Raw genomic sequence first — 15,081 nt, forward strand, 5'->3', positions numbered from 1 at the left:
AATATCCGAGTTACAAGTCGGGGAGGGACATGGCTGAATTGTCTGCGCAGGCACCTGTGCCGCGCACGAGGGGCGGGGGTCGGACCCGGCGGGTCCTGCGACACCGCCAGTCCAAGGACGACGTCCAGCAGGCCACCGATGCCGGGCTGGACCTGCTGCGGGTGCTCGGCTGGCTGGTGCTGCACGACGTCGTGGTCCCCGGTGACCCGGACGGCGCGTACCAGGCCGCGATCGTCGACCACCTCCTCGCGGGCCCGTCCGGTGTGTACGTCGTCAACACGGTGAAGTGGCCCGGCCCGATCGAGGTGAAGGAGCACGCTCTCGTCGTCGGCAAGGTCGACCGCGCCGACGAGCTCGCGGAGGTGGGCGCCGCCGCCGACGCGGTGCGCGCCGTGCTGCACGGGATCCCCGTCGCACCGATGCTGTGCTTCGAGCGGCTCGAGCCGGTGACCGGCGTGGTCGCCGACGTCGCCCTCTGCGCGAGCGAGAACATCCTGGACCTGCTGACCCACCAACCGGTCATCGTGAACGACGCAGCGTTCGCGAAGGCCTCGCGGACGCTCGGCTCGGTGTGCCGGCCCGACGCACGCAGGCCGGACGCGTCCGGTGGGTCGCCCCGCGACCGGGTCCGCGCCCGCCCCGCCAAAAACCCCGAGCGCGCTGACCCCGAGCTCGCTGAGCCCGAGCTCGTCGCCGAGCCCTCAGCGATCGACTCGGCCGACGAGATCACCCGGGTGGCGACGTTCGAGCAGCTCCTCGACGGATCGACAGGTGCGGGCGCGCCCACGGCCCCGAACGCCTCGGAGCCCCGCGAGACCGAGCAGGTCGTCGAGCAGGTCGACTCGTACTCCGCGGTCCACGACGCCGGGGCTGCCCTGTGGCGCGAGCTGACCGAGACGGTGGAGCCCGAGGCCGAGGCCAAGACCGAAACCGAGCCCGAAACCGAGCCCGAGGCCAAGACCGAGGCCGAGGCCGAGGCCGAGACCGAGGCAGTCGCCGATCCGGAAGCACGCTCTGAGGTCGCCCTTGATGTCGCGCCGCTGACCGTGGTCCCCGATCTCGAGGCAGCGCTGCTCGAGGCGGAGCTGTGGGAGCGCGAGGTCGAGGACGATCGCGATCGGGCCGCGGCGGAGGTCGCCGCCAGTCAGGCCCGCGACCGCAAGGCGCGCGAGGCACTCGAGCGGATCGAGCAGGAGGCCCTCAAGCTCGCCGAGCAGGAGGTCGCCGAGCTCGCCGAGCGCGAGGCTCGCCGGGTCGCCGCCCACGAGGCGGAGGTACGTGCCGAGCAGGAGCGCCTCGAGCAGGAGCGCCTCGAGCGCGAACGTGTCGAGCAGCAGCTCGCCGAGCTGGCGCGTCTGGAGCAGGAACGCGCCGAGCAGGAGCGTCTCGAGCAGGAGCGTGCCGAGCAGGAGCGTGCCGAGCTGGAGCGCCTCGAGCAGGAGCGCCTCGAGCAGGAACGCGTCGAGCTCGAGCGCCGACGCGCCGAATGGGTGGCCCGGGCACACGCGGCACAGGCTGCCGAGGAGGCCGCCGCCAAGAAGGCTGCCGAGAGGGCCGCCGCCGAGGAAGCAGCCGCCGCCCAGGACGCCGCCGCAGAGCAGGCCCGCCTTGCGGAAGCCGCGCTCCTCGAAGCTGCCGGAGTCGAAGCTCCCGCCGTCGAGGACGCTGTCGTCGAAGAACCCGTCGTCGAGGACGCTGCCGTCGAGGAGGTTGTCGTCGAGGAGGCTGACGAGGAGGTTGTCGTCACGTACACGCCCCTCGAGGAGCAGTCGGTCGACGCCACGATCGACGACGACACCCTCGAGGACGCCCCGACGGTCGAGGCCATTGACGACGACGAGGTCCAGGCGCGAGCCGACCGGGTGGCCGCGATCCGCGAGCGTGAGGCACAACGCGCACGTGAGCGCGCTGCCGAGGAGGCAGCGGACGACCGCCCCGCCCGCCGGCGGCTGGCCGACCCGGACCGGCGCCCGGTCCCGAGCGCGGCGGTCCGCGCGCCCGAGACGGCGAGCCCCGCTGCGCCGGTGACACCGGTCGCCGTCCCGAGGCCGGTCAGGCCTTCGCACCACACGAGGGCCCATGAGTTCGAGGAGCCCGAGGAGCGCGGGCGCTCCAACCGCGCTCTCCTCAACGTCGCGCTCGGTGCGCTGTTGATCGCCGCGGTCGTGCTCGGCGCACCCCGCGTGCCCGACCTCGTCTCCCAGGCGCACGGCCTCTTCGCGAAGTCGTCCGGCACCCAGGTCGGTACGGCGGTCGTGGTCAAGGCGACCAGCACCCACCCCGACCTCACGCTGCTGGCCGGCACCCCGGTCAACGCCCGTGCGACCGGCGGCTTCAAGCCGCCGAAGGGCCAGCACCTGGTCGCCGTACCACTCCGGATCACCAACAGCGGACTGGTCCGCTGGGACGTGGGACTGGCGGCCCGGGTGAACGTGGTCGACAGCGGCGGGACGACCAGGACGGTCGCGAAGGACGTCCCGGGGCTCGCGGGTCTTCCGCTGCTGCCGTCGCAGACCCGGGTGCCGCCCGGCAAGGACGCGACCGGGTACGTCGTCTTCTCGGTGCCCGACGGGCAGGACGTCAGCTCGGTCAGCCTGCGCGTCTCGCGCGCCGGAGGCGACACCGTCACCTGGCAGGTGACTCCCTGAACCACGGTCGTGGCCCCGTGTCCATGCTGAATGCAGATCTGGGCAGCTGTGGATTGCGTCGGCGGGGGCAGGCGCCGCGGGGCCACGATCGTGAACGTGACCGACGACCAGCTGCCGGCGGTGCTGACGCCGGCTGACCTGCACCTCACCTGGCGCGCCCTGATGGGTGACGTCGGCTTCTCCGAGCGCACCCTCTGGCTGCTCTTCATCGGGCCGGGCGGGCGGCCGCTCGGCCCCCTTCTCGACTTCGCTGACCTGCCCGACGGACCGCACGGGCTCGAGGTCGACGCCCTCGCCGACCTGTGCCGCGACCTCCTCGAAGGCCCGGGTGGTGGCCGAGGCTCGGTCGCCATGCTGATCACCCGGCCTGGGACCGATCCGTGGCACGTCGGCGACCGGGCGTGGGCGCGCTACCTGACCGCGATCGCGCATCGGATCGGCGGGCAGGTCTGGCCGCTCCATCGCGCGAACGACCGTGAGCTGGTGGTGGTCCCTGATCCCGGGCAGCACGACCGGGCGAGCGCCTGACCGCACCCGGGACACCGGGCCGTTCGGCCCCTCGATCGGGGACCTCTTCTCCTGCCGCCGGGACCGTCCACGCGATGGGATGGGGCTGAGTCCACCACCATCGAGGAGCAGACATGAAGGCCGCCGTCGTACCCGCACTCGGAGCACCGCTGGAGATCCGGGAGGTGCCGGTCCCGGCGCCGGGCCCCGGCCAGGTGCTGGTGAAGATCGAGGCCAGCGGGCTGTGCCACACCGACATCCACGCCGCCAGGGGCGACTGGCCGGTGAAGCCCAAGGAGCTGCTCATCCCCGGCCACGAGGGAGTCGGGCGTGTGGAGAGCGTGGGGGAGGGCGCGGGCCCGGTCGCCGTCGGCGACCGGGTCGCGCTGCCCTGGCTCGGCCTGGCCTGCGGCCACTGCCGCTACTGCATCGCCGGCTGGGAGACCTACTGCACCGCGCCGCAGTACATGGGCTACACGATCGACGGCTCGTACGCCGAGTACGCGATCGGCTACGCCTCGCACGTGGTGCGTGTGCCCGACGGGATCAGCCCGGTCGACGCGGCGCCGCTGACCTGCGCCGGCGTGACGACGTACAAGGCGCTCAAGGTCGGCCACCCGCAGCCCGGTGAGAACGCCGCGGTCGTCGGCATCGGCGGACTCGGCCACCTGGGGCTGCAGTACGCGAAGATCTTCGGCACCACCACGATCGCGATCGACGTCGAGGACGACAAGCTCCAGCTCGCCAAGGACCTCGGTGCCGACCACGTGGTCGACGCTCGCGGCGACCAGGCAGCGGAGCTCGAGGCGCTCGGCGGCCTCGACCTCGCGCTGGTGACGGTGCCCTCGCCGGCCGCGATGAGGGCCGCGCACGCAGCCCTCAACCCGAACGGCCGGCTGGTGATCGTCGGCCTGCCTGCGGACAACCGGCTGGAGCTGCCGGTCTTCGAGACCGTGCTCAAGGGGATCAGCGTGATCGGCTCCCTGGTCGGCACCCGCAACGACCTGCAGGACGTCTTCGAGCTGCATGCGCAGGGCCGCACCCGCGTCGTGGCCGAGACGCGGAAGCTAGAGGACGTCAACGCGTGCTTCGACGAGGTGCTCGCGGGCGACGTGCCGGCACGGCTGGTCTTCGAGTTCGCCTGACACGGGCCGGCGCGGGACGTGTGAGCGTGAGTTCACACAGCCGCGACAAAGGGCGCAGCCCCGGTTAACACGCCTGCGGCAGCGTCCTTCCATGGACGCCGAACTCCTCGAAAGCAGCCTGGCCCTCGTGGACACCCCGGGCGACGGCCTGACCACCCGCCTCTACGACCTGCTCTTCGAGCGCCACCCGGCGGTGCGCCCGATGTTCTCCGAGGACATGGGCCGCCAGGCGAAGATGCTGCGCAGCGCGATCGTCTCGGTCGTCGACCACCTCGACGACCCGATCTGGCTCACCGAGACCCTCGGCGAGCTCGGGGCCCGGCACGCGTCGTGGGGCGTGATCGCGCCGATGTACGACGCGGTCACCGAGTGCATGGTGGCCGCGATGGCCGAGATCGGCGGCGACGCGTGGACGCCGCAGATGACCGACTCCTGGGTCGAGGCACTCGATGCCGTCGCCGGGCTGATGCTGCTCGGCTACCCGGCCGACGCCGACCTGGCCAGCTGACCGCACGGCGTACCTGTTGCCCCGGACGGGTGCCCGGACGGGTGCCCGGACGGTTGCGCGGACGGGCAGCAAGGTCGCGACGTCAGGAATTGGTCAGATCGATCCATGGCGGTCTGGGCCGGACAGGCGGAGGCTGAGGGGGACAGAAGGAGGTCCGACCATGTCCCTCAACGACAGCACGGTCGCCGTGATGCTCCCCATCAGCGACCCGGACCGCGCACAGAAGTTCTACGCAGACCAGCTCGGCCTTCCCTACCAGGGCCCGGACATGGAGGGCGGCCCGACCTTCGGGCTCGGCGGCGGCGGCACGCTCGTGCTGCTGCACCGTCCCGAGGAGAAGCCGCTGAGCAGCACCGCGATGAGCTTCGAGGTCGGCGACGTCGCCCGGGAGATCAGCGACCTCGAGTCGCGCGGAGTCACGTTCGAGGACTACGACATGCCCGGCCTGAAGACCGAGCACCACATCGCGTCGATGGGCGCGGAGAAGGCCGCCTGGTTCCTCGACCCGGACGGCAACGTCCTCTGCCTGCACCAGCGCGGCTGACCGGCGCCGGGTCGTCAGCTCGTCCCGCTGGGGGGACCGGCTGACGACCCGTCTGCCTACGATCGCGGGATGGATCCACGACCCCTGAGCACGGCCGAGTTCGACGAGTTCGCGGAGCCACTCGACTACCCGATGTTCGTGGTGACCGCCACCGACGGCACGGAGCCGTCCGGGTGCCTGGTCGGTTTCACCACGCAGACGAGCATCGATCCACCGCGCTTCCTGGTCTGCCTGTCGGAGAAGAACCACACCTTCCGCGTCGCCCGGGACGCCGACCTGCTCGCGGTCCACCGGCTCGGCGACGACCAGCACGGGCTCGCCGAGGTCTTCGGCGGTGAGACCGGTGACCAGACCGACAAGTTCGCGCGGGTTCGTTGGCGTCGGGGGCCGGCGGGCGTGCCGGTGCTCGAGGACTGCCCGGCGTACGTCGTGGGGCGTGTGCTCGCCCGGCAGCCGATGGGCGATCACACCGGGTTCCTCCTCGAGCCCGTCGCGGTCGCTGCCGAGGACGGGGACGATCACGAGAGCGATCCGCTCACGCTCGACGACGTGACCGACGTCGACCCCGGCCACCCCGCCTGAGCGCGGTTTCCACGGGCCGCCGACTGGGTACCGGCGGGCATGCGCGCGCCTGCCGGCAGTCCCGAACGGATCGCACGACCCTGGGGGGAGCGGACGCCGTATGCCGCCGGCGAGGAGTGGCCGGTCAGGGTCGACAGCCAGCTCGCCGAGGGCCTGACCGAGCAGGACGTCGACCGCTGGGTGCCCTCGGCGTCGCTGCTGCACTCCAACGGCGACGCGATGGACATCGCGGTGAAGGACGGCCGGATCGCCGGGGTGCGCGGCCGCGCCCAGGACCGGGTCAACCACGGACGGCTCGGCCCCAAGGACCTCTACGGGTGGCAGGCCAACAACGCCTCCGACCGGCTCACCCGCCCGCTCGTACGCCGCGACGGCCGGCTGGTCGAGACCGACTGGGACGTCGCCCTTGACACGGTCGCGCAGCGGATCTCCGACCTGCTCGTGGAGCGGGGGCCGGGGTCGATCGGCTTCTACACGACCGGACAGCTGTTCCTCGAGGAGTACTACACGCTCGCCGTGATGGCGCGCGCCGGGATCGGCACGCACCACCTCGACGGCAACACCCGGCTCTGCACCGCCACCTCCGCGGAGGCACTGAAGGAGTCCTTCGGATGCGACGGCCAGCCCGGCTCGTACACCGATGTCGACCACGCGGACACCATCGCGCTCTACGGGCACAACGTGGCCGAGACCCAGAGCGTGCTGTGGTCGAGGATCCTGGACCGGCTCGCGGGGCCGAACCCGCCGCGGATCGTCTGCGTCGACCCGCGGATGACGCCGGTCGCCCAGGCAGCGACCGTGCACCTCGCGCCGCGACCCGGCACCAACCTGATGCTGATGAACGCGCTCGTCCACGAGGTGCTCGCCCACGACTGGATCGACCGCGACTACATCGCCCAGCACGCCGTCGGGCTCGAGGAGCTCGCCACGGCGGTTGCCGGCTACCCACCGGAGCGGGCGGCCGAGGTGTGCGACGTACCGGTCGCCGACCTGCGCGAGGCCGCCCGGCTGATCGGCACCTCCGACCGGCTGCTGTCCACGGTGCTTCAGGGCTTCTACCAGTCCCACCAGGCCACTGCGGCCAGCGTTCAGGTCAACAACCTGCACATCCTGCGGGGCATGCTCGGCCGGCCGGGGTGCGGCGTCCTGCAGATGAACGGCCAGCCGACCGCGCAGAACACCCGCGAGACCGGCGCCAACGGCGACCTGCCCGGCTTCCGCAACTGGGCGAACCCGGAGCACGTCGCCGAGCTCGCGCGCATCTGGAACGTCGACCCGATGTCCATCCCGCACTGGGCACCCCCGACCCACCTCATGCAGATGATCCGGTACGCCGAGGAGGGGTCGATCCGGTTCCTGCACATCAGCGGCACCAACCCGGCGGTGTCGCTGCCGGAGCTGGCCCGGATCCGCAGCGTCCTGAGCCAGGAGCGGCTGTTCGTGGTCGTGCAGGACCTCTTCCTGACCGAGACCGCCCAGCTCGCCGACGTCGTGCTGCCGGCCGCGACCTGGGGTGAGAAGACCGGCACCTTCACCAATGCCGACCGGACCGTGCACCTGTCGGAGAAGGCCGTCGATCCTCCGGGCGACGCGCGATCCGACCTCGAGATCCTGCTCGACCTCGCCGGCCGCCTGGACCTGCAGGACCAGGACGGCGCACCGCTGGTGCACTGGAGCGACCCCGAGTCGGCGTTCGCGGCCTGGAAGGAGTGCAGCCGCGGCCGGCCCTGCGACTACTCGGGGCTGACCTACCAGCGGCTCCGCTCCGGCGGAGTGCAGTGGCCGTGCACGCCCGACCGACCCGACGGCACCGAGCGGCTGTACGCCGACGGCTCGTTCTGGGCCGCACCCGACGTGTGCGAGAGCTACGGGAAGGACCTGGTCACCGGCGCACCGCAGCCGGCCGACAAGTACCGCCGGCTGAACCCGATGGGCCGCGCGATGCTGCACGCGTGCGAGTACAGCCCTCCGCACGAGGAGCCCGACGAGCGCCACCCGTTCACGCTGACCACCGGGCGCACGATCTACCACTTCCACACGCGCACGAAGACGGGCCGCGCCCCCGAGCTCCAGGCGGCCGCCCCGGAGGTGTGGGTGGAGATGTCCCTGGCCGACGCCGAGGAGCGCGGGTGGTCCGACGGCGATCTTCTGTCGGTCACCACGCCGCGCGGCCGGGTCGAGGCGCCGCTGCGCGTCACCGGGGTACGCCGCGGGGTGCTGTTCCTGCCGTTCCACTACGGCTACTGGGACCAGCCGGGCGGGCACGAGCCCGACGGGCATCCGCGCGCCGCGAACGAGCTGACCCTGACGGCCTGGGACCCGGCCTCGAAGCAGCCGCTGTTCAAGACTGCCGCGGCCCAGGTGGAGCGGATCGCGGTCCGCGGCGACTCGCGTGTCACGAGCACCGAGGCGGCCCGGTCGTGAAGGGCATCCCGGTCGTCCTCGCCGACCTCCACGAGGCCGAGGTGCACCTGCACCTCGAGCTCCAGCGGCTGGGGGAGCGCCACGGAGCGGACCACGAGGACGCCCACGTCACCCGCGACCTGGCCGCCTGGTCGGCCGCCCACGTCCAGAGGCTGGCGAGCGAGGGTCGCCGGTTCGACCTCGAGCTGGGCGACGTCCCTCGCTCCACCAACCCGCTGGCTGCCGGCGTCCGCCGGAAGAGCAGCGAGCTGATGGGCCGCCGGCACGCTCCCGCGGTGCTGCTGGTCAACGACCTGCGCCAGGTCTACGGCGACGCCTGCCTGGTGCACCTCGACTGGGTGCTCCTCGGCCAGCTCGCCCAGGCCACCCGCGACAGCGCGCTGCTCGACCTGGCCGGCAGCTGTGGTGCCGAGTCCGAGCGCCAGGTGCACTGGGCCGAGTCGAAGCTCAAGGACTCCGTGGTCCAGGCCATGACGATCCCCTGACTGCTCGAGCACCGGAGCAGGTGTGTGGCTGCCGGGTCGCCGGGTACTGGCGCCGCCATGACCAGGATCGGATACACCCTGATGACCGAGCAGTCGGGTCCTCGCGAGCTGGTCCGCTACGCCGAGCTCGCCGAGGCCGCCGGCTTCGACTTCGAGGTCTCCAGCGACCACTACTTCCCGTGGCTGGACAGCCAGGGCCACGCGCCGTACGCGTGGAGCGTGCTGGGGGCGGTCAGCCAGGTCACCGAGCGCGTCGACCTGATGACCTACGTGACCTGCCCGACTCGTCGCTACCACCCGGCGGTCGTCGCCCAGAAGGCGGCCACGCTGGGCCTGCTGAGCAACGGCCGGTTCGTCCTCGGCCTCGGCTCCGGGGAGAACCTCAACGAGCACATCGCCGGCCCGTGGCCGGCAGCGAACGTGCGCCAGGAGATGCTCGCCGAGGCCCTGGACCTGATCAACGCGCTCTTCGACGGCGGCTACGTGAGCTTCGGCGGCGACCACTTCCAGGTCGACTCCGCGAAGCTGTGGGACCTGCCCGACCAGCGTGTCGAGATCGGGGTGGCGGTGTCCGGGCAGCAGGGCGTCGACCTGTTCGCGCCCAACGCCGACCACCTGATCGCGGTCCAGCCCGACGCGGACCTGGTCGCGGACTGGGACGTCGCCCGTGACGGGCGCCCGTCACGCAAGATCGGCCAGCTGCCGATCTGCTGGGCGCCCGACCGCGAGGAGGCGGTGCGGATCGCGCACGAGCAGTTCCGCTGGTTCGGCTCGGGCTGGAAGGTCAACGCCGAGCTGCCCGGGACGGCCGCCTTCGCCGGCGCGACCCAGTTCGTCAAGCCCGAGGACGTCGCGGCGTCGATCCCGTGCGGCCCGGACATCGCCCCGGTGGTCGAGGCGGTGCAGAAGTACGCCGACGCCGGGTTCACCGACATCGCGCTGTGCCAGATCGGCGACCAGCACCAGACCGACTTCCTCGACGTGGCGGGCAAGGAGCTCCTCGCGACCCTGCACGCCGAGCTCCGGCCCGCCGACGGACCGGCCTGACCCGCGTCCGGCAGCGCTGATCCGCACGTTGCCTCTTGCCTGCGGGCGGGCACCGGCGCATGGTGAGGACAGGCGCCGGTCGGCGCCGGACCGAGGGAGGTGTCGCGATGGAGGCCAAGGTCGGTGACCGTCTGGTCGTGGAGAGCAACCGGGTGGGCCAGGCGCGCAAGATCGGCGAGGTCCTCGAGGTCCGCGGCGCCAACGGCGAGCCGCCCTACCTCGTGCGCTGGAACGACGGGCACGAGGGCCTGATGTTCCCCGGTCCCGACGCGCACGTGGATCACGCCGGCGGATGACGATCCCGGGCCGACCCGGCGGGACGGCGTACTGTCAGAGGTGCTGAGCCGCGGTGGCTCTCCGAAGGAGCCCCACATGTCCGACAAGTCCCCGCGCCAGAGCGCGTCGAAGAAGAGCGGCAAGTCCCTGAAGGAGAAGCGCCGCGAGAAGAAGGCCAAGGGCGGGCCCGCGGCCAGCGACATGGAGCGCCTCACCACCGGCAAGGGTCACGGCAAGAACCACTGAGCCGCGCCCGGGCCCGGCACCCTCACCTGAGGAAGTGCTCGACGACGACCGGCGTCGTCGCCCTGGCCTTGACCATGTGGGTCTGGCCGGGCAGCGTGACCAGGCGTCCGTGGGGCAGCTGATCGGCGATGGCGGCCTGCGCGTTGCGCATGTACGCCGGGCTCTTGCCTTCCGCGATCACCAGCGTCTCGGGCTGTACCTCGGCGTAGTAGCCCTCCGGCAGCGGCCGGCCGTGCTGGAAGGGCAGCACGATCTCGTAGTCGTGGGGAAGGGTGTGCGCGACCTCGGTGATCTTCTTCCAGACCGGCAGCAGCGACATCACCGAGACCATCACGCGGGGCGCGCCGACGACGCGCATGAACAGCTTGACGGCGTCGCCGCGGCGCCCGTCCTCGACGAGCCGACGCGTGCGCTCGGCCAGCGCCGGGTCGTTCGGAGCGTGGGTGTCGTCGAGGATGAACGGCGCCTCGTAGACCGCCAGCCGCCCGATCGGTGCACCTTGGCGCGCTGCCTCCAGCGCGAGGACCGCGCCCGAGGACGCGCCGAGGACGAACGGCGTGCCGCCGGCCGCCTCCAGCACCGCGAGCAGGTCCTCTACCTCACGCTGGACGTCGTAGGCCGCTCGCTGTGCACCAGGCCCGCTCTCGCCGCGGCCACGCCGGTCGTAGGAGTACACCGAGAAGCGGTCGCCGAGTGAGTCCTTCAGGGTCTTGCCCGCGCCCATCGAGCGCTGGCACATCGCGCCCTCGACGATGACGAGGGCGGGTCCGCTGCCGGTCACGTCGTAGGCGATCCGGGTGCCGTCCGCCGAGATGGCGAACCGGGTCTGGGTGGTCGTCGTGCTCATCGCGCGCTCCTGGAGTCGGGGATCTGTTGCCCGTACGTCGAGCAGCTCACGTCGACTTCGACATCGGGCCGGCGGCCGATCGGTCGCACTCCTCTGCGCGGGCGGTGAGGAGGGCGCGCTCGCTGTTGTTGCTGGTCAGCGCCGCGGCCTCGCGGAACGCAGCGGCGGCCTCCGCATGGCGGCCGAGCCGCTCGAGCAGGTCGCCGCGCACGCTCGGGACCAGGTGGGAGCCCGGGAGAGCATCGGCGGGCAGCGCCTCGAGCACGGCCAGGCCGGCTCCGGGCTCGAACGCGCGGCCGTGGGCCACGGCGCGGTTGACCTCGACCACCGGGCCCGGCGCGACCTCGGCGAGCACGTCGTACAGGCTCGCGATGGACTTCCAGTCGGTGTCCTCGGGCCGGGCGGCGCGCGCGTGCCGCGACGCGATCGCGGCCTGGAGGTAGTAGCTCCCCACCGGCTTGCCGCGCGCCGCGAGCAGCTCCGCGCGGCCGAGGGCCTCGAGCCCGCGCCGGACCAGCAGCTGGTCCCAGCGGCTGCGGTCCTGGTCGTCGAGGAGGACCGGGTTGCCGTCGGCGTCGGTGCGGGCGTGGGTCCGGGACGCCTGGATCTCGAGCAGGGCCTGCAGCCCGTGGACCTCCGGCTCGTCGGGCACCATCTGGGCGAGCATCCGGGCCAGCCGGATCGCCTCCTGGCAGAGCTCCGGGCGCATCCAGTCGTCGCCGACGGTCGCCGAGTAGCCCTCGTTGAAGATCAGGTACACCACCGCCATCACGTCGTCGAGCCGCCGGACGCGGTCCTCGCCGGTCGGCAGCTCGAGCTCGGCCCTCGCCTCGGCCAGGGTGCGCTTCGCGCGACTGATCCGCTGGCCCATCGCGGTCTCGGCGGCCAGGAAGCCGCGGGCGATCTCGCGGGTGGTGAGGCCGCCGACCAGGCGCAGCGTCAGCGCCGCGCGGGAGTCGGGGGAGAGCACCGGGTGGCAGCACAGGAAGATCAGCCGCAGGACGTCGTCCTCGATCTGGTCGACCATGGTGTCGAGGTCCGGCATCGCGTCCTCCTTCCCGTGTGCTTCGAGGAGGGCATGGCCGAGCTCCTCGGTCTTGCGGCGCAGCGTGTCGGCGCGGCGGAAGTGGTCGATCGCCCGGCGCTTCGCGGTGGTCATCAGCCACGCGCCGGGATTGTCGGGCAGGCCGTCGGCCGGCCACTGCTCGAGGGCAGCGACCAGTGCGTCCTGGGCGAGGTCCTCGGCGAGCCCGAGGTCGCGGGTCATCCGGGTGAGCGCCGCGACGACCCGAGCCGACTCCGCCCGCCAGACACCCGTGATCGCCTCGGTCGTCGTCGTGGTCTGCGGGTCGCTCACCCGCTCAGCCTAGGGGTTTCGACAGGCTCGACCACTGGTGGTCGAGCCTGTCGAAACCCGTCAGTCCGAGGTCTCCGGCGGCATGTCGGCGACCTGCCGCAGGGTGGCCACCATCGAGCACTCGGGCCAGTACTTGGCGTGCAGCTGGGCGAACTGCTCCTGGCCGGCGACGGCCTCCTCGACGGTGTCGTACTGCATCAGCGCCCAGCCGCCGACGACCTCCTTGGCCTCGGCATACGGTCCGTCGACGCGGGTGACGTCACCCTTGCGGACCACGAAGTTCACCGCGTCCTCGGTGCCGAACAGGCCGCCACCGTCGAGGAACACCCCCGAGGCGGCGCTCTCGCCGATGAAGGCGTCCATCGCGTCCATCAGGGCCTGCGGCGGTGCGCCGTGGCCCTCTTCCATCTTCACGAATCCCATGAATCGAGGCATTGGTGCGCTCCTTCGCTCGTGGCGGCCACCGTGGTCCGGGGCCTGCGTTCACCGGTACGTCGGACGGCGACCGGGTGCTTCGACATCGATCCGGAAAAAAGTTCACAGGCTCCAGACGTACCTGCTCGTCGGGACCAGATCCAGCCCCTGGTCGGCCCCGAACCGGCCGACGCTCTCCATCAGCCGGGTGAACCGGCGCTTCAGCTCCTCGTCGTCCCCGCCGCTGCCGTAGAACGCGTGCGAGTCGGTCATGGCGGCCGTCGGGAACAGCTCCTCGACGATGCCGGCGACGTCGGGGGCGCCGGACGTGACCGGCTCCAGCACCGGGTTCTGCACGTAGCCGAACGTCCCCTGGGTCTCGATCGCCACGGTCGTGTGCCGGTCCAGCCAGTCCGCCCGCCACGCCTCGGGGGACATCGCCTCGGGCCGGCGCAGGAACGCGAGGTTGGCGAGGGCGTCCGCACGCTCGCCGTCGGTCACCGGGGGCGGCTCGAGCGGGCGCCGCTCCTCGACCCTCCAGCCGTCGGCAGTCGGGTCGAGGTCGCGCAGGACCCCGGTCGCGTCCGGGACCGCGGCGTCGGCGGTCCACAGGCTGACGGCCGCCGTGATCGGCGTACCGGGTCCGAAGCGGAGTGGTGCCTCGGCGACGTCGGCGTCGTCGAGGTTGACCTGCAGCCGGGTCACCCCCGTCGCGCGGAGCCGTTCGCGCACCCCGGGGGAGAGCAGCACGTCCGGCAGGGCACTGCCGTGCAGCGCAAACATCAGCTTGGTCACGGACAACAACCTAGAGCCGTGGCAGATTGGGCGTCATGAGCTTCGACGTCTCTGCCGAGAAGTACGGGCGGTTCATGGGCCGTTACTCCGAGCAGCTCGCCGTCGAGTTCGCCGACGTCGCGGGGCTCGCCCCGGGCAGGCGCGTGCTGGACGTGGGCAGCGGCCCCGGTGCGCTCACCGCCCAGCTGGTCGACCGGGTCGGTGCCGACGCCGTCGCCGCCGCGGACCCCTCGCCTCTCTTCGTCGAGGCGGCCCGCTCCCGGTTCCCCGATGTGGACGTCCGGCTCGCGCCCGCTGAGGCGCTCCCGTTCGGGGACGACACGTTCGACGCGGCGCTGGCGCAGCTGGTGGTGCAGTTCATGGCCGATCCGGTCGCCGGCCTCCGCGAGATGGGGCGCGTGACGCGCCCTGGTGGCGTGGTCGCTGCCTGCGTGTGGGACATGTCCGGCGGGCCCAGCCCGCTGTCGACCTTCTGGTCCGCGGTGCGGGACCTCGACGGCGACGTCGCCGGAGAGTCGGGACTGGCCGGCGTGCGGGACGGTCAGCTCGTCGACCTCGCCGGTGATGCCGGGCTGGTGGGGGCCGAGCAGTCCGTGCTCACCGTGTCGGTCCGCTACGAGACCTTCGAGGAGTGGTGGGAGCCCTACACGTTCGGGGTCGGACCGGCCGGCGACCACGTCGCTCGTCTCGGCGAGCCGCAGCGGGCGACGCTGCGTGACCGGTGCGCCGAGCTCCTGGGGCCGGCACCGTTCGACGTGGTGGCCCAGGCCTGGTGCATGCGGAGCACGGTCGCTACGTGAGCATGCCCGGGTCGTCCGGTACGTCGACCGAGTGCGCGCGGAGCACTTCCAAGGGGATCAGCTCCAGGGCACGCTCGTTGGTCGCCGCGAGGAGGACCGGGGCGGCGACGCCGTCGTCGTAGGCCTGCAGCCAGCGCGCCGTCACCACGCACCAGCGGTCTCCGGGGTGGAGGCCGGGGAACTGCCACTCCGGCCGGGGCGTGCTCAGGTCGTTGCCGACGCCGCGCTGGTGCTCGAGGAACTCGGCGCTCATCACCGCGCACACGGCGTGCAGCCCGACGTCCTCCGGTCCGCAGGTGCACGTGCCGTCCCGCTGGAAGCCGGTCATCGGATCGGTCCCGCACGGGAGCAGCTCACCGCCGAGGACGTTGCGCTCCGAGTCGGTCATGGGTCGAGCCTGCCACGTCGGCCCACTTCTGCGGCGCGCGAGTGTTCACCGCAACTTCACGTGGGGCG

General features: G+C 72.2%; 17 protein-coding genes. 12 read left to right on the forward strand and 5 right to left on the reverse strand.

Going from position 1 to position 15,081, the window contains the following annotated elements; genetic code table 11:
- Nucleotides 1–29 precede the first annotated feature (29 nt).
- From ACVW00_RS05205 to ACVW00_RS05255, 11 genes are all read left to right on the forward strand, one after another.
- Complete coding sequence (locus ACVW00_RS05205; protein WP_457109841.1) at nt 30–2,648, forward strand: NERD domain-containing protein; 2,619 nt, start codon at nt 30–32, stop codon at nt 2,646–2,648.
- A 96-nt stretch (nt 2,649–2,744) separates the two neighbouring features.
- Nucleotides 2,745–3,176 (forward strand): hypothetical protein, encoded by a 432-nt coding sequence (locus ACVW00_RS05210; RefSeq protein ID WP_457109842.1) that lies wholly within the window; start codon nt 2,745–2,747, stop codon nt 3,174–3,176.
- A gap of 113 nt (nt 3,177–3,289) precedes the next feature.
- Nucleotides 3,290–4,300, forward strand: coding sequence for a zinc-dependent alcohol dehydrogenase (locus ACVW00_RS05215; protein ID WP_457109843.1), 1,011 nt, complete (start codon nt 3,290–3,292; stop codon nt 4,298–4,300).
- 91 nt (nt 4,301–4,391) lie between these two features.
- Nucleotides 4,392–4,808 (forward strand): globin domain-containing protein, encoded by a 417-nt coding sequence (locus ACVW00_RS05220; protein WP_457109844.1) that lies wholly within the window; start codon nt 4,392–4,394, stop codon nt 4,806–4,808.
- A gap of 160 nt (nt 4,809–4,968) precedes the next feature.
- Nucleotides 4,969–5,352: a VOC family protein gene (locus ACVW00_RS05225; RefSeq protein WP_457109845.1), complete on the forward strand. Its 384-nt coding sequence runs from the start codon at nt 4,969–4,971 to the stop codon at nt 5,350–5,352.
- Nucleotides 5,353–5,421: 69 nt separating this feature from the next.
- Entirely contained in the window at nt 5,422–5,934 is a 513-nt protein-coding gene (locus ACVW00_RS05230; RefSeq protein ID WP_457109846.1) for a flavin reductase family protein, read from the forward strand.
- Between the two features lie 39 nt (nt 5,935–5,973).
- Nucleotides 5,974–8,358, forward strand: a complete 2,385-nt coding sequence (locus ACVW00_RS05235; RefSeq protein ID WP_457109847.1) for a molybdopterin oxidoreductase family protein — start codon at nt 5,974–5,976, stop codon at nt 8,356–8,358.
- Nucleotides 8,355–8,843, forward strand: a complete 489-nt coding sequence (locus tag ACVW00_RS05240; protein ID WP_457109848.1) for a hypothetical protein — start codon at nt 8,355–8,357, stop codon at nt 8,841–8,843. Before ACVW00_RS05235 ends, ACVW00_RS05240 begins: the two co-directional genes overlap by 4 nt.
- Before the next feature lie 57 nt (nt 8,844–8,900).
- Nucleotides 8,901–9,890, forward strand: coding sequence for a TIGR03557 family F420-dependent LLM class oxidoreductase (locus ACVW00_RS05245; protein WP_457109849.1), 990 nt, complete (start codon nt 8,901–8,903; stop codon nt 9,888–9,890).
- A 107-nt stretch (nt 9,891–9,997) separates the two neighbouring features.
- On the forward strand, nt 9,998–10,186 hold the full coding sequence (locus ACVW00_RS05250; protein ID WP_457109850.1) for a DUF1918 domain-containing protein: 189 nt from the start codon (nt 9,998–10,000) through the stop codon (nt 10,184–10,186).
- A gap of 76 nt (nt 10,187–10,262) precedes the next feature.
- Nucleotides 10,263–10,412 carry a hypothetical protein gene (locus ACVW00_RS05255; RefSeq protein ID WP_457109851.1) on the forward strand — a complete coding sequence of 50 codons (150 nt, stop codon included), beginning with the start codon at nt 10,263–10,265 and terminating at the stop codon, nt 10,410–10,412.
- A 22-nt stretch (nt 10,413–10,434) separates the two neighbouring features.
- Here the strand turns inward: ACVW00_RS05255 and ACVW00_RS05260 are convergent, their stop codons facing one another.
- The 4 genes from ACVW00_RS05260 to ACVW00_RS05275 all read right to left on the reverse strand — a co-directional run bounded on the left by ACVW00_RS05260 (nt 10,435) and on the right by ACVW00_RS05275 (nt 13,825).
- Nucleotides 10,435–11,259, reverse strand: a complete 825-nt coding sequence (locus ACVW00_RS05260) for an alpha/beta fold hydrolase (protein ID WP_457109852.1) — start codon at nt 11,257–11,259, stop codon at nt 10,435–10,437.
- A 46-nt stretch (nt 11,260–11,305) separates the two neighbouring features.
- Nucleotides 11,306–12,616 carry an RNA polymerase sigma factor gene (locus ACVW00_RS05265; protein ID WP_457109853.1) on the reverse strand — a complete coding sequence of 437 codons (1,311 nt, stop codon included), beginning with the start codon at nt 12,614–12,616 and terminating at the stop codon, nt 11,306–11,308.
- A 60-nt stretch (nt 12,617–12,676) separates the two neighbouring features.
- Complete coding sequence (locus ACVW00_RS05270; protein ID WP_457109854.1) at nt 12,677–13,039, reverse strand: YciI family protein; 363 nt, start codon at nt 13,037–13,039, stop codon at nt 12,677–12,679.
- Between the two features lie 114 nt (nt 13,040–13,153).
- Entirely contained in the window at nt 13,154–13,825 is a 672-nt protein-coding gene (locus ACVW00_RS05275; protein ID WP_457109855.1) for a hypothetical protein, read from the reverse strand.
- A 35-nt stretch (nt 13,826–13,860) separates the two neighbouring features.
- Between ACVW00_RS05275 and ACVW00_RS05280 the strand changes: the two genes are divergently transcribed.
- The gene (locus tag ACVW00_RS05280) at nt 13,861–14,625 is read left to right on the forward strand and encodes a class I SAM-dependent methyltransferase (protein ID WP_457109856.1); all 765 of its coding nucleotides are present in this window, start codon (nt 13,861–13,863) and stop codon (nt 14,623–14,625) included.
- On the opposite strand, the gene ACVW00_RS05285 is transcribed toward ACVW00_RS05280, so the two are convergent.
- A complete protein-coding gene (locus ACVW00_RS05285) occupies nt 14,618–15,013 on the reverse strand; it encodes a DUF2237 family protein (protein ID WP_457109857.1) in 396 nt (131 codons plus the stop codon). The genes ACVW00_RS05280 and ACVW00_RS05285 overlap by 8 nt on opposite strands.
- Nucleotides 15,014–15,081: the final 68 nt, after the last annotated feature.

It is taken from the genome of Marmoricola sp. URHA0025 HA25 (assembly GCF_054059435.1).

Excerpts from the sequence above, each read along its gene's own strand:
- ACVW00_RS05285 (WP_457109857.1), bottom strand. The coding sequence starts at position 15,013 with ATGACCGACTCGGAGCGCAACGTCCTCGGCGGTGAGCTGCTCCCGTGC.
- ACVW00_RS05235 (WP_457109847.1), top strand. The coding sequence starts at position 5,974 with ATGCGCGCGCCTGCCGGCAGTCCCGAACGGATCGCACGACCCTGGGGG.
- ACVW00_RS05205 (WP_457109841.1), top strand. The coding sequence starts at position 30 with ATGGCTGAATTGTCTGCGCAGGCACCTGTGCCGCGCACGAGGGGCGGG.
- ACVW00_RS05280 (WP_457109856.1), top strand. The coding sequence starts at position 13,861 with ATGAGCTTCGACGTCTCTGCCGAGAAGTACGGGCGGTTCATGGGCCGT.
- ACVW00_RS05220 (WP_457109844.1), top strand. The coding sequence starts at position 4,392 with ATGGACGCCGAACTCCTCGAAAGCAGCCTGGCCCTCGTGGACACCCCG.
- ACVW00_RS05245 (WP_457109849.1), top strand. The coding sequence starts at position 8,901 with ATGACCAGGATCGGATACACCCTGATGACCGAGCAGTCGGGTCCTCGC.
- ACVW00_RS05215 (WP_457109843.1), top strand. The coding sequence starts at position 3,290 with ATGAAGGCCGCCGTCGTACCCGCACTCGGAGCACCGCTGGAGATCCGG.
- ACVW00_RS05250 (WP_457109850.1), top strand. The coding sequence starts at position 9,998 with ATGGAGGCCAAGGTCGGTGACCGTCTGGTCGTGGAGAGCAACCGGGTG.
- ACVW00_RS05255 (WP_457109851.1), top strand. The coding sequence starts at position 10,263 with ATGTCCGACAAGTCCCCGCGCCAGAGCGCGTCGAAGAAGAGCGGCAAG.
- ACVW00_RS05270 (WP_457109854.1), bottom strand. The coding sequence starts at position 13,039 with ATGGGATTCGTGAAGATGGAAGAGGGCCACGGCGCACCGCCGCAGGCC.
- ACVW00_RS05260 (WP_457109852.1), bottom strand. The coding sequence starts at position 11,259 with ATGAGCACGACGACCACCCAGACCCGGTTCGCCATCTCGGCGGACGGC.
- ACVW00_RS05225 (WP_457109845.1), top strand. The coding sequence starts at position 4,969 with ATGTCCCTCAACGACAGCACGGTCGCCGTGATGCTCCCCATCAGCGAC.
- ACVW00_RS05230 (WP_457109846.1), top strand. The coding sequence starts at position 5,422 with ATGGATCCACGACCCCTGAGCACGGCCGAGTTCGACGAGTTCGCGGAG.